The organism is Dokdonia pacifica (genome assembly GCF_900188275.1).
Taxonomy (GTDB): domain Bacteria; phylum Bacteroidota; class Bacteroidia; order Flavobacteriales; family Flavobacteriaceae; genus Dokdonia; species Dokdonia pacifica.
The window spans coordinates 214585-229038 of the sequence record NZ_FZNY01000003.1 but is presented as its reverse complement, the minus strand read 5'-3'; the positions used below and the strand labels follow the sequence as shown (position 1 = coordinate 229038).

The 14454-nt window shown below is 35.5% G+C and carries 14 protein-coding genes; 8 read left to right on the top strand and 6 right to left on the bottom strand.

The window, feature by feature from the left end:
- Positions 1-34 precede the first annotated feature (34 nt).
- The 7 genes from CHB80_RS11040 (at position 35) to CHB80_RS11010 (ending at position 7513) form a co-directional block, all read left to right on the top strand.
- A complete protein-coding gene (locus CHB80_RS11040; RefSeq protein WP_089371527.1) occupies positions 35-1240 on the top strand; it encodes a hypothetical protein in 1206 nt (401 codons plus the stop codon).
- A gap of 32 nt (positions 1241-1272) precedes the next feature.
- Positions 1273-2646 (top strand): hypothetical protein, encoded by a 1374-nt coding sequence (locus tag CHB80_RS25150; protein WP_089371526.1) that lies wholly within the window; start codon positions 1273-1275, stop codon positions 2644-2646.
- Between the two features lie 29 nt (positions 2647-2675).
- A complete protein-coding gene (locus CHB80_RS11030) occupies positions 2676-3359 on the top strand; it encodes a cell division ATP-binding protein FtsE (protein WP_089371525.1) in 684 nt (227 codons plus the stop codon).
- Positions 3360-3414: 55 nt separating this feature from the next.
- The gene (locus CHB80_RS11025; RefSeq protein ID WP_089371524.1) at positions 3415-4884 is read left to right on the top strand and encodes a hypothetical protein; all 1470 of its coding nucleotides are present in this window, start codon (positions 3415-3417) and stop codon (positions 4882-4884) included.
- A gap of 18 nt (positions 4885-4902) precedes the next feature.
- The gene (locus CHB80_RS11020; RefSeq protein WP_089371523.1) at positions 4903-5634 is read left to right on the top strand and encodes a methyltransferase domain-containing protein; all 732 of its coding nucleotides are present in this window, start codon (positions 4903-4905) and stop codon (positions 5632-5634) included.
- A gap of 66 nt (positions 5635-5700) precedes the next feature.
- Positions 5701-6588 (top strand): glycosyltransferase family 2 protein, encoded by an 888-nt coding sequence (locus CHB80_RS11015; RefSeq protein WP_089371522.1) that lies wholly within the window; start codon positions 5701-5703, stop codon positions 6586-6588.
- Complete coding sequence (locus CHB80_RS11010) at positions 6581-7513, top strand: glycosyltransferase family 2 protein (RefSeq protein ID WP_089371521.1); 933 nt, start codon at positions 6581-6583, stop codon at positions 7511-7513. Before CHB80_RS11015 ends, CHB80_RS11010 begins: the two co-directional genes overlap by 8 nt.
- On the opposite strand, the gene CHB80_RS11005 is transcribed toward CHB80_RS11010, so the two are convergent.
- Both CHB80_RS11005 and CHB80_RS11000 read right to left on the bottom strand, forming a co-directional pair.
- Complete coding sequence (locus CHB80_RS11005) at positions 7499-7900, bottom strand: sugar 3,4-ketoisomerase (protein WP_089371520.1); 402 nt, start codon at positions 7898-7900, stop codon at positions 7499-7501. The two genes, CHB80_RS11010 and CHB80_RS11005, sit on opposite strands and share 15 nt — an antisense overlap.
- Entirely contained in the window at positions 7901-8731 is an 831-nt protein-coding gene (locus CHB80_RS11000; protein WP_089371519.1) for a glycosyltransferase family A protein, read from the bottom strand.
- Between the two features lie 34 nt (positions 8732-8765).
- Here CHB80_RS11000 and CHB80_RS10995 point away from each other — a divergent pair, with 34 nt between their 5' ends.
- Positions 8766-9914 carry a glycosyltransferase gene (locus tag CHB80_RS10995; protein WP_089371518.1) on the top strand — a complete coding sequence of 383 codons (1149 nt, stop codon included), beginning with the start codon at positions 8766-8768 and terminating at the stop codon, positions 9912-9914.
- Positions 9915-9916: 2 nt separating this feature from the next.
- On the opposite strand, the gene CHB80_RS10990 is transcribed toward CHB80_RS10995, so the two are convergent.
- The 4 genes from CHB80_RS10990 to CHB80_RS10975 are packed head-to-tail and all read right to left on the bottom strand — an operon-like array spanning position 9917 to position 14114.
- Entirely contained in the window at positions 9917-10657 is a 741-nt protein-coding gene (locus CHB80_RS10990) for an acyltransferase (RefSeq protein ID WP_089371517.1), read from the bottom strand.
- Positions 10658-10659: 2 nt separating this feature from the next.
- Positions 10660-12144, bottom strand: a complete 1485-nt coding sequence (locus tag CHB80_RS10985; RefSeq protein ID WP_143337109.1) for an O-antigen translocase — start codon at positions 12142-12144, stop codon at positions 10660-10662.
- The gene (locus CHB80_RS10980; RefSeq protein WP_089371515.1) at positions 12145-13245 is read right to left on the bottom strand and encodes a DegT/DnrJ/EryC1/StrS family aminotransferase; all 1101 of its coding nucleotides are present in this window, start codon (positions 13243-13245) and stop codon (positions 12145-12147) included.
- Positions 13242-14114: a GNAT family N-acetyltransferase gene (locus CHB80_RS10975; protein WP_229746837.1), complete on the bottom strand. Its 873-nt coding sequence runs from the start codon at positions 14112-14114 to the stop codon at positions 13242-13244. Before CHB80_RS10975 ends, CHB80_RS10980 begins: the two co-directional genes overlap by 4 nt.
- Positions 14115-14454 lie beyond the last annotated feature (340 nt).

Here is a 14454-nt window from a genome sequence, read left to right as displayed (position 1 = left end):
CACAAAAAGTTACTATCTAAAAAAAACAACTTACATGAAAAGAAAATACATTTTTTTATTTATCGCATTTATCTATTGTTTTAGTATTCAAGCACAAACAAAAAACAGAAAAGGATATTATATCGATAATAATGGCTCCAAAAAAGAAGGGTTCATAAAAGATTTAGATTGGGGAATTACACCAGAGTCATTTACATTTTACAGTAGTGAAAATACAGAAGGAAAAACCATTACTATTGCTCAAGCTAGTGGTTTTGGAATTTATAATGTATCAAAATATGAAAGGCATAAAGTAAATATTGATAGGTCTTCAAATAAACTAAATGACCTTGGTAGAGATAGAGATCCAAACATGAAAGTAGAAACACTTTTCTTAAAAGTAGAATTAGAAGGTGCTCTAAAATTATATTCTCACTCAATAACAGCAGGAACAAAGTTTTTTGTCCAGAAAAAAGGAGAACTTATTTACCCACTTGTTTATAAACGATTTCTCACCTATGACAATAAAATTAATGAGAATAATTACTTCAGACAGCAATTAACTAGTGACTTTGCTTGTGAAGAATTATCATACAATACCTCGAATTTAAGCTACAAAAGAAGTGATATCATAAAATATGTAGAAAAATACAATTCGTGCAAGGGAGAAGTAACAACTCGAATAGGAGAAAAAGAAAAAGGAGCTACTTTTAATATATATCTTCTTGCAGGAGCAAATTATAATAGTTTTAGAATAAAAGAATCTAACAATAGTAATTTTGATTTTGGATCTGAGGTAAACCCTACTTTTGGTTTTGAAATTGAATTTTTATTACCAAATAATAATAACAAATGGGCTGCTTTTATTGATGGTAGGTATACAACATTTAATAAAGGAGGTTCTTCTTCATTTGAATCTCTTCTTACTGATGTCATTTTTACCCAAGACGTTGAAGCAGATCTTAGTTTTTTTGATATAAGCCTAGGAGGTCGTCATTATTTCTTTTTAAATCCATCTACCAAAATCCATTTAGGGATCAGCTATGGGGTAGAAGTCATAGCAAACACAGATGTAACCTATACAATATCTCAAGATATCACAGCTACAAATGGGCAAGGAAGTCTTGGCCTTTCTGCTGGGTTTTCTTGGAAAAACTTTAGAGGAGATATTCGTTATAACACTCTAAAAGAGCATATACCCTCAAAATCTGAATACACAAGTTTAATGGTAACGTTAAGCTATAATATTTTGAAATTCTAACATAAACAGTTTAGATTTTTATAGTCCATAACTTGAAGCTATTTATTCATAACATACAAAAACATATTCTAGAAAGGCCTATCTTATTTTTAGTAGGTATAGGCCTTTTGGTAAGAGTACTTATTGCGATATGTTACAGCAATCAAGTCTCTATTTTTAATGACTCGCAAAGTTATGTTCCACTCGCCGAACAGTTAGGCGCTTTAAATTTAGATGGGTATAATGGATTACGTACGCCTGGATATCCCTTCCTATTAATGCTTACTGGGATTAATTTTAGTATCGTTGCAATCATTCAAGCAATCTTAGGAATTCTCTCATCTGTCTTACTTTTTAAAATCAGTTATAAACTACGCAATCATACATTCCTAGCATTTGTAAACGGTCTTAGTCTGTCTTTTTTCTTACACATTTTGTTTTATGAAAGAGCTATTCTCACCGAATCATTGACGCTATGTACACTCATTGTATGTGTATGGTATATCGTTCACATTGATTTTTTCAACCCAAAACAAAAAAGCACCATTACACACTGGCAAAGTCTTATTTTGGGTATCCTAATGGCCATTGTATTTCTGGTAAGACCCATGTTTATTGTCATTACACCACTTGTTGTTTTCTGTTTTATAATCATCTATTATAGACAACTTAAATTCACATTGCTCATAACTAGGATGCTTCTTCTAGCTATCCCTGCTGTAGTAAGTTATCAAGGTTGGAGTGCCCTTAATTTTCAAAATACAGGGTATAAATCTGTGACGGCATTTTCAGGAATGAATCTAGCGCAAAGCTGTGTCTCTTTTGTAGACAAAGCAAGTGATACACATGCCGATTTACGTGATTTATACGTACATAAAAGAGACTCTGTTATCGCAGGAAATGGCGATGTATCAATGACTGTTTGGCGGGTATATGAAACGCTTAAAGCGAAAGAAAACATCACTGTTTCAGAACTTTCTCAGCGTTTTGATCCTATGAATAAAGAACTTATTACAAACAACCCATCTGACTATCTAAAACAAGTAGGAATCTCCTGGGTAGATTTTTGGAAGGAGTCTATTTTATGGAATCACAATAAGTTCAAACTCAAAACCCCAAAACAGGTATTGACAGGGACATGGCTTTATATACAAACTCCTATGTTATATATCATGAATGTTGTCTTTTTGATGATTAGTGGTCTCATGATAATCACTCGCATTCGGAAAAAAGGGTTTTATTTTGATTTTTATTTCTTCTGCGTGGTACTCATCATAGGATCTTCATTAGGGCAAGCATTGGTTATTTATGGGAATAACGACCGATTCTCTGTTCCTTTTCTTCCTTTTATCATTCTAGTGATCTCTCATTATCTGTATAAAAAAGAAATTTTTAAAAAGATTATTCCCATAAATCATAAGAATTAATCTATTTTTATCGTTAGTCAATCATTAGTATGTCAGAACCCGTACTTCATCTCAGAAACGCCGCTATATATCAAAGAGAAAATATGATTCTCTCTGATGTACAAATCACTATTAATAAAGGAGACTTTGTATACCTTATTGGGAAAACAGGCTCTGGAAAGAGTAGTTTTATGAAAACACTCTATGGTGATCTACCACTTACGGAAGGAGAAGGAGAAATCGTAGGGTTTACTTTAAATGGCTTAAAAGAAAAGCAAATTCCGTTTTTACGAAGAAAATTAGGAGTTGTTTTTCAAGACTTCAAACTACTAAATGATCGTACTGTAAAAGATAATTTACTGTTTGTTTTAAAAGCTACTGGATGGAAGGACAAAACTGCCATTGATGCTAAGATTGAAGAAGTACTTGCCAAAGTAGGTATGAAAAGTAAAGGATTTAAGTATCCTTACCAGCTTTCTGGGGGTGAGCAACAACGTGTAGCGATTGCTAGAGCATTACTTAATGATCCTGAATTAATTCTTGCCGATGAGCCTACAGGAAATCTAGATCCACAAACCAGTGTAGAAGTGATGGAAGTTCTTCAAGAAATTAATAAGAATGGAAACACTATTTTGATGGCAACACATGATTATGCCTTATTACTTAAATACCCATCAAAAACATTAAAGTGTGATAATAATAAGATTTTTGAGGTAGTACAGCGCACCGTATGATACCATTTTTTCAGTATCTTCTGCCTATTATTTTTATAGTCATAAGAATATACCATTGAGAAGAAAACAATATTTTATTACTGATGATCCGACCATAGATTTTGCTTCTGAAGAAGGGTTTTCATCATACCCTATAGACACCTATACTGTTTTTTATCACAATGATTTAGAAACAACTCTGGCTCAATGTGAAGATAGCTATGTGGTTATTTTAGGGTTTATCCTACATCCAGATACCCCTGAAAAAACCAATCAGCAAATCGCTGATACCCTCGTTCGGTCTACTTCTGAGACGCATCTTTTCAAATCCTTAGAAGTACTTACAGGGAAATTTACCATTTTTTTTCACTCTAAGACGCATAAAGTACTACTTACAGATTTCTTTTCAGAAAGACAATTGTATTACTGGAAGAGAGCAGATCATTACTATATATCATCTTCAGATAAACTTATCTTAGATACCCTTCAACTCAAACCAGAAATAAGCCAAAAAAAAGAAGTCTTAATTTCCTCGCCATTATTTCTCAACATTAATGAACATTGGTTACTCACTGAAGAAGATTGGGATGATCGAATCAAAAAACTAATCCCTAATCATTATCTAGATATTCAAAAAAGCAAAACCATAAGGCTTCCCATTTTTGTAGCGCACAATCTTAAGGAAACTGATGTTATAGATGCGTATAAAACCTATTTACAAAATGTAATGAAAGCGCTTGCGCTACGGTATGACTCCATTTATTTTCCAATAACGGCAGGCTATGATTCCAGATTACTATTAGCCGCTAGTATGCCTTGGAAAGATAAAATGAAGTATTATATTTTTAATTCAGGGAAGACCTATGTCGTTCGGGATGTAAAAATCGCCAAGAAGATTGCAAAAAAGTTTCAACTCCCATTTGAAGAAATTAAAGTCCCTGGTGCTAGTGCTTCCTTTAAAAAAGAATTTGCCACTCATTTTATAGTGCCTCGTTTTTTATCAAAAACAAGAAATATCGCTTGGTTTAAAAAACATATCAATACACCTACCATCAATATCGCTGGTGGTGGTGGGAACCTAAAAGGAGTATATGATAGAGAAGCTTTTTCATCTATTGAAGCGCTTTGTAAAGCTATAGAGTATGATATGTTACCTATTCATAAACAAGCACTAGAAAAATGGCTCAAGGAAGCAAAACCCTATGCCGAAAAATATAAAATCCCGCTGAATGATTTATTCTTTCAGGAGTTACGTATGGGGAAATGGGCTTCAAAAATGTATCACGAAGCAGATATCACCCCTGTAGAGTACTACTCCCCTCTTAATTCGAGACATATCATGTATATGGCTTTTTTAAATATCCCAGAGTCTCAAAGACATATGCCAGATGCGACTCTTTTCAAAACGGTCATGGAAGAGTTGCTACCTGGCACCACAAAAATTCCTTTTAATCCTAAGACCTGGAGAGATTATGTAAAAAGTATCATTCCTTATCAACATATAAAGAAACAAGTACGTTTATTGAGGTATAGGAAAAAAGAATAATTTAGTAAAGGTTTTTACATGTACAACACCCTAAAAAAAATAGCGAAATCAATACTACCTACTTCATTCCTAACGAAGCATGAAGTATTTTTTCGTAAACTATTTTTATTCAAATACCGAGGGAGTACATATACCTGTAATGTCTGTAATACACATCTTAAAAAGTTTATTCCATTAGGCAAAAGAGATCTATTGTGTCCTATTTGTGGCAGTAGAAGTAGGTCTAGAAGACTCTATCATCTATTGCAAACCCATGAGCTATTATCGGGAAGTATCTTACACTTCTCTCCTCCTAGAACCTTATACCGCTCTTTTAAAAAAAGAACCGATATCCACTATATCGCTACCGATTTTGAAGATGAATTCATAGCAGATCATTCTTATGACATCACAGATATAAAACTTCCTGACAACTCGCAAGATGTTATTATTTGTTATCACGTATTAGAACACATCACTGAGGACTTAAAAGCTATGAACGAATTATACCGTATCCTAAAACCCAATGGAGTTTGTCTCATCCAGACACCCTTCAAAGAAGGTGACATTTATGAGGATTATAGTATCACTTCTGAAGCAGGACGACTCAACGCTTTTGGTCAAAAAGATCACGTCCGTATATATTCTTTAAACGGATTGAATGAAAGATTACAATCTGTCAACTTCAACACAGAAATTATTGCATTTCAAGCCATTGAAAACCATCAAAATGGTTGGCTACCTGAACATGTCATCAAAGCAACGAAATAGGATTCTCATTTTACTTTTTAAGACATCAACAATATCTAGATGAATATCGTATTTTCGTAATTCATCATGCTTTCTATTTTAGTCCCAACATATAACTATAATATTTACCCACTCATTGCTACTATTCATGAGCAACTAGAAGCAATAGCGATTCCATTTGAAATTATTGTTTCTGATGATCAATCATCCTTGTATACAGAAGAAAATAAAGAAGTCAATGTATTCTCTCATACGAAGTACCTTTTTCAAAAACAAAACCTAGGGCGTACTAAAAATCGTGAGGTATTAGCCACGACAGCAACTTATGATTGGTTACTCTTTTTGGATGCAGATGTAGTACCCGCTACTTCTTCTTTTATTCAAAACTATATAGATGAATTACAACAAGATATTGATGTGATTTACGGAGGTGTTTCTTATCAAGAAAAATCACCCGATTCAAGTACGTATTTGCGCTGGTATTATGGAAAACATCGAGAATCCCAATCTATTAAGAAAAGGTTACAACAGCCTTGTTTTATTATTTCTCAAAACTTATTAATTAAAAAAGACTTTTTCCTAAAAGCCAATGTTAGTACCGAAAATAGATACGGACTTGACAATCTCTTTTCTCACCAGCTAAAAGTTCTCAATGCACGTATTAAACATATAAACAATCCTATTATACATCTAGGGTTAGAAGAAAATACGGTATTCCTAAAAAAAACCATAGAGGCTGTAGAAACTACAGTCTATTATGAGCAAAAAGAACTCATGGAATGCACACTTAGTAACCTACAAAAAAGCTATTGTCTTCTTGAAAAAAGAAAAATAACTGGGTTATTTCTAAGATTAGTAACCCCATTTAAGAAAAGGATTGAAAAGAAATTACTGAGCTCCTCTCCTTCGTTATTTTTATTTGACATCTATAAGTTACATCATTATGCAAGTTTAAAAAAACGTGTAGATGCCTAAATTTTCTGTAGTCATATCTGTTTATAACAAAGGAGATTTTATAAAAAAAACCTTGCAAAGTGTGTTGGCACAATCTCTAAAGGATTATGAAATCATTATTGTAAATGATGCCTCTACAGATGATAGTGAAGCACACATACAATCTATCCAACACGATCAGATCATCTATCATGCTTTTCAAGAAAATAAGGGCGCTGCTGCTACTCGTAATAAGGGTGTTGAGCTTGCCTCTGGGACATACATCGCATTATTAGATGGTGATGATCTCTGGGATACCAACTACCTGGCTGAAATAAGTACACTGATAGAAAAATTTCCAGATCATCAGGTATTTGCGACAGCTATTACGATAGAAGAACACGATGGGAAACGACCTTCCCAATACACATTTTCAAATCCAGAAAACGCAACACACCTATCCCTCAATTATTTTGAATCGAGTTACAAAAACACCTTATTAACTAGTAGCTCTACAGTGATTAAGAAAACAGTATTTGATCATATAGGCAACTATGACACCAGTATCAAAAGTGGGCAAGATACCGACTTATGGATTCGTATAGGAATTCAATATCCTATTGCCTTTAGCACAAAATCATGCGCCTCATATACATATGCACCAGTAAGCTTATATAAAAGTATTAGCTCTGTAAAACACAGACCTAACTTTGTCGCATATGAAGACATAGAAAAAGAAAACAAGGCTCTTAAAAAGTTTTTAGACCTCAACAGATTTTCGCTTGTTATCAGAGCAAAACGGTGGAATGAACCTAAGGAAGCGCAGTTTTTTATAGATCGTATAGATCCTAAAAACTTATCAAAGAAGCAGCTAAAATTACTAAATGCACCAGCATTTATGATAAAACTACTTTTTGGAATCAAGAGAATACTGGAAAAACTAGGAATTCGTCTAGGCGTCTACTGAAGCTTTAAACGCATCATAATCACGTATATAATCTTCTTCTTCGTATTCTTGAGAAGCGAGTACCAAGCAAACAGCTCCAGAAGAAAAGTTTTCTAATTCGCGCCATATCCCTGTAGGAATTAACAGGCCTTTATTCGGTTTATTAAGTGTCAAGCGTTTTTTAGAAGTCCCATCATCTAGTACGACTTCAAAGCTACCACTTAAGGCCACTAAAAACTCCTTACATTCTTTATGAGAATGCCCACCGCGATAGGCATCACTCGGCACATCATATAAGTAATAAACCCGTTTTACTTCATACGGAAGCGTATTCTTTTCTATCACTGCCAGATTACCGCGAGGATCTGTAATTCTTGGGATTTCTATGATCTTACTATTCTCTATCATTTATCTACGTTCTTCGCCAGATGCTACGAGTTGTTTATATTTTTTAATTCCTGAGTAAGCTGTTTTTGCTTTCGCGAAAGCGTATTTCGTCTTAATAATTTGATGCCTCACTAAAAAGAAAACATATTTGATCACCCAAAGATACCCCCAAATTCCGTAACATTTATACGCTAATGCACCTCTAAGATACAAAAGTCGATCGCTACCTAAATCCTGTCCAGAACTTATATCTGGATGTTTGAGAATAGGCGTAGGAATAAAGTAAGCAGGGAGTTTTGCTTTCATGACATTGCGCATAAACACATACTCATTGGCTCCACTAAAGGTAGCTCCTAATCCAAAATGAGGGTTGTACAACACCTCATTTTCTAATAATATATCTTTTTTGAAACTGATCACCACACCATTGACCGTTTTATAAGAAGCATTGGTATGATGCGTTACATCTGGGTATTTCCTGAATAAGGTGCCATCAGATTTCTGTAACTGAAATGTAACCACCGCAGCATCTGGGTACGTCACATAGCCGTCAAGGATGATTTCCTTTAGATGAGGCACATATAGCACATCGTCATCGGCGACAAGGCATATCTCACCTATAGCATTTTTGATAGCCATATTACGGCTTTGTGGTAATCCTCTTTCCTCTGTATTAATCACTCTTATGTGAGTGTGGGAAGAATGAAGTTGACGCTCGGCATCCGTTTGATTGATAATCAAAATAGGATACTTACTATAATCGCCATCAGGAAACATCGCTTCCAAAAATGAAAGGTCCGATCGAAACATCGTAGAAATTAAAATTTCAAAAGGCACAGTATCGGGTTTCATCTAGTGGATTATAGTATATTTGATATCTCTCATTATGAAGATACTCTTAATTGGCGAATATAGTCGTTTTCACAATTCTTTAAAAGAAGGGTTAATTGCTTTAGGGCATGAAGTAACCCTTGTGGGAACTGGTGATGATTTTAAGAAATATCCGGTAGATATCTCTATCGCTTCAAGTTGGTGTCGTACTAATTGGTTGATTACAAAAGTACGCCGTGCCATCTATAAAATCACAAAAATAGATATGGCTCTTGTAGAAACAGGAAATAAATTCTGGAAACAAAGAGCACATATGAAAGGCTACGATGTGGTGCAATTTATTAACTCATGGAGTATTCGCACAACGATTGAAAAGGAAAAAAAATGTATTGCTTTTTTAGAACAACATAACAAAGCATTGTTCTTATCTGCCTGTGGTACAGATACCCCGTGGGTGGAAAGTTTACTTGCAAACAAACAACTTCCCTACCATATACTCACCCCTTATCTAAAAGATCCTTCTTTAAAAAGTTATTACAGTCCTGCATTGAAGTATGTTACTCAAAATCATAAAGCACTCTACACATTTATAGAAGATAAAGTCAAGGCCATTATTCCTACTGACATGGATTATTACCTAGGACTACAAGGTCATGAAAAAGTGACCACACTAATTCCTACACCTATTCATCTTAGTAAACTAGATCATACCACAATTCCTCAGCAAGATAAGGTGGTCATCTTTCATGGAATTAATCGTACAAATTATATAAAGAAAGGAAATGATGTATTTGAAGCGGCTTTAGAAATTGTTACGACAAAATACCCCTCAAAAATAGAAATCATTACTGTCGAGTCGCTACCCTATGCAGAATACATCAAAGCGTATGATAAAGCACATATCTTATTAGACCAAGTATATTCACATGACCAAGGATATAATGCATTAGAAGCGATGGCTAAGGGAAAAGTGGTATTTACGGGAGCAGGCAAGCATTTTAAAGAGCACTACCAATTAGATCATACCGTCGCTATGGATGCTACACCAGACCCAGCACAAATCGCTTCCGAACTAGAACAATTAATTCTACATCCAGAACGCATTACCGAAATTGCTAAAAACGCCAAAGCTTTTGTAACAAAGCATCATGATCATATAGCCATTGCAAAGAAGTATCTTGATATTTGGAAAAGTGAGTCTTAAACTTACTTCACCAAAAGATTATCCAAAATATACTGCTCTCCTTCCCAATCACGTTTTATCTCTGTTTGCAATAATTTTGCTGGCACGCCACCTATCACAATATAATTTCCTAAATCGGTATAATCCTTATTACATAAAGAATTAGATCCCACCGTTGTATGGTCAGGAGTTTTTGTTCCTTTCATAATCGTAGATCGATTCCCTATCCAATTATAATTTCCTAATTCGACAGGCGCCGTTTTAGGTTTTTTGGTATTGGTTTTTAGATCAATCAATTGATGAAAAATAGAATCCAGCACTTGACTTTGATACGTCACACGCACATAATCACCCAATACAATACGCTCTCTACAAATAAAAATAACCTGAGATCCTAAGGAAGAGAAATTACCTATTTCACAATACGCACCATATCCCACTTGAAAATACACATCTCTTTCTATATGTACATTCCCTTTAAAAACCACCGTTCCGGCAATCACAATTTCACCTAATCCAGCCGAGCGCTTACGCACTTCAAAAGAATGACCAAAACCAATCATCCCTCTTTTAATAGGAGCATCTATAACCACCTTACCGCTGATGTTGGTAAGCTTATAATCCCTGTAAATAAATACTGGCAACTTCATAGCCGTTTTAAAAGGAAACTTCTTCAGATTAAAATAATAGGTTTTGATCCAATTCACATACCAAAACGCTTTCCAGCGTTTGCGTAATTTTCGTAAAGGACTCAGTACACTCATTATTATTTTTTTCTTTTTAAGATCGTATCTAGCAACGATCGAAATCCAATTTTCTTGTCTAATAATCGAAATGAATATAACGAAGAAATTACAATTAAACCGATAAGTATGCCATATTTAAATAAAGCTTGTTCCATATACGTCGCTAGAAAAGCACCCACACATAATAAGAAACAGATCAAAAATACAGGATAAAACCCTGCTTTCATTTTAAAGCCATATCGGTAATACGTTATGATACGTACTCCTAAATAATGGATGATAAAATAAACCAGTAAACTAATTCCAATGCCTTCTAATCCCCAATAGTAATACCCTATCACATTAAGAATAAGCAAAATACTATTAAAAGCAATGGCTGTTTTTGTAAAGAGTTTAGAATCGCCTTTTGCAATAATCACATATCCAATAGACCAAGAAATGGCTTTAAATACCATCCCTAAAATGCCCCAGCGTACTAATGACACCGCAGGTTCAAATTCGTTAGAATATAACAAGGTAATCAGTAAAGGAGCAAAGGCAATAAATACAATCACAATAGGCGTAATTAATAAAATAGCAATAAAAGCTTGCTCAAAAACAGTTTTAATGACTGCCTTTATATCCTCACACACAGCAGCAAGTCTCGGATAATAATCGGTAGACATGGCATTAAAAATCAACCCGACATAATTATTGAGAATAGCAATTCCTGCACCATAAAACCCTGCCTCTACTTCACCGCCTTCAGAACGGATAAACACTAAAATAAGATACGCAACTACCAATCCTACGATACTGCTAAAGCTTAACGCCAATCCCAATTTGATCATCGGTTTTCCCTCAGAAAAAACAGTGTCATTTGTTACTGAAGCATGTGCCTTTACGGTTTGTTTGGCAAAGAAATAGGCAAATAGAAATACAAAACCCGAAGTCGCAACAATAGCAGGTAAAATCCCATCAAGCTCTAAATAGTAATACAAAGGAATCGTAACAATCAGTCCTGCGATAGCACCATAAATATTGGCTTTGGCGAGAAACGCCAATTTCCGAAGTCCTTGCAAAATAGCAAGATTACTCATGGCTAATTGATTAAAAACGACCGCTAGTCCTAACCACATGAAGGTATAGGTATATTCGTAAGAGTCGAATGTAAATTTGCTTAAAACACCCGAAAAAGCAACAGTAAAAATAGCCCCTATAATCGCGGTGATCCATACCAAACGTTTAAGAATGGCTATCATTCTGTACGCTTGTTTTTCTTCTCCTTCTTTGTAGTGCGATGAAATCTCTTTCACTGCACTCTTATCAAGCCCTAATTGAGTAGCTTTTGTAATAAGCTGTAATGGGCGGGTTAACAGATTGGAAATCCCCACGCCTTCAGGTCCAAGCAAAGCAGCCATCACCTTAGATCGAATCACCGTCACGAGAATACGAAGTACTTGCACACCGCCAAAGAGTGAAGTTGCCTTCATCACTTGTTGATATGACTTCTTCTCGTCTTCCAATTAATACGAATTTAAAATTGAAATTACCTGCGATACCATAGCATCATCCATCACAGGATTTAAAGGAATGCTCACCACTTCATCATGGATTTGCTCTGTCACTGGAAATGATACATTGTTATAATCTTTCAAAGCCGCTTGTTGATGTGGTGGTACTGGATAATGTATAATTGTTCCCACACCATTCGTTTTTAAATAGTCACAAAGATGCGCTCTTATTTTACATCGTATCACAAAAAGATGAAACACATGATCTTCACTTCCATTCCAAGAAGGAAGTGTGATTTTAGGATTTTTAATTTCGTTTATATAGCGTGTTGCAATCGCTCGTCTATGCGTATTGGAAGTATCTAAATCTCTTAGTTTTATACGTAAAAACGCGGCCTGTATTTCATCCAGACGCGAGTTCAACCCTTCGTAAGCACTCACATACCGTTCTTTAAATCCGTAATTACGATAGGATCGGACAACCTCGGCGAGCGCTGAATCATTTGTTGTAATGGCTCCTCCATCACCAAGTGCTCCAAGATTCTTCGTTGGGTAAAAACTAAACCCAGAAGCATCTCCTAAATTGCCGCTTCGTTTTCCCTGAGAAGTTTTAGCTCCATGAGATTGTGCAGAATCTGTTACGATTAATACATTGTTTGCTTTCGCGAAAGCGGACATTGCCTCCATATCTGCTAATTGCCCATACAAATGGGTAGGCATCACCACCTTGGTCTTTACCGTGACTTTCATTTGAAGATCGGCAAAATCAAAATTATAAGTCTCTAGATTAGCTTCTACTAACACAGGGACTAATCCGGCTTGACGAATCCCTAAAATGGTAGCGATATACGTATTGGAAGCGACCAATACCTCATCGCCTTCGGAGAGTTTTCCTAATATTTTATATCCTTCTAGAATCAATCGAAGGGCATCGAGACCATTGGCGGTTCCTATACAATGTTTTGTACCGCAATAGGCAGCAAATTCTTCTTCAAATAGACGTACCTCATCCCCTAAAATAAACCATCCTTTCTCAAGGAAAGCTTTAAACTTCTCCTGAAATTCGGCATCATAGGGTGCATTTAAAGCACGTAAATCTAAAAATGGAATCATAAGAATACGTTGTTTAAAAGGTGATGGTTTGCAGTCTCAATCTCATAAAATCGATGTACGTTGGTACGCGCACCAAAGCACTCCTTCCAATAGGAGAGTCCTTTATTGAGCTTGGTACCTTGTTGCTCATTAGAGATTCCAAAATCAAAATACCACAGATCAGCAAAAGTTGTTGTAATCAATGTTTCAAAAAGGAAATCTAAGGCTCCTAATTCTTGTTTCTGCTCATTGGCCGAAATGTATTGTACATGGGCTGTTGTTTTCGTTTGGAAAATCGTAGCACCAGCTACTATTTGATCTTCTTTATAAACCGCAAACTGCCTGATATGTTTAGGAAATTTTGCTTGAAGCGAACTGATCTCTTCTAGGGTGTGCGTTGGCTTAGCCGCGTGTCGTTTTTCTAGGCTGGGCAACAAAATCTCATTCCAGAAAGGTTTAAAATCTTGTGTTTCCTCGATACGTAATCCTTGCTTCTGTGCTTTTTTCACCCCTTCTATTCTATTGGATTGTATCCCTAGTCGGTTACGATAATCAATTACAGAAGCGGTGTCAACACGTGTACAGCGTGCTTGTACTAACTGTAGAACATATGCCATTTCTTCTGAAGGCAATGCGCTATAAAACGAAGGGAATTCCTTAAGATGTAATGTGGTGATTCCTTGATCGTGTAGCTGTTTTAAAAGCGCCTGACACACTTCAATGACCTCTGCAAGTTTGATTTTTGGGGATACTACCAATCCGCCGTAGGTCAATCCTTGATGGCTATATAACGCCTGATCTACACGATTTGCTGGCAATACTGCAATGAGTTTTGATCCTTTGTACACCAGTAATGAGTGATCCATAAACCGATCACTGTGATACTCCATAAAATCGCGATGGAATAAGAAAGTGGCATTTTTCGCGGAAGCGATAAAATCATTCCACGTAGTGCGATCGGATGCTTGGTACGTTTGTACGGTATATAGCGTAGTATTCTTTATAATAATGGTTTTGGTTACTTAGTGTCTTATGGATAACGACAGAATTGCAACTATCGTTTACAACCCTGTAATTATCTCTGCTAAGATATAAAAATGGGAAGCTATCTTATCATGTTCAATTAAGTTTTAAATATGTTAGAACACCTCCCTAGCCCTCCTTTCTAGGAGGGAAAACTCATATATGATAGTTTCCTCGTAGATTGTCCGTGCGAGCGCAATAGAGAAC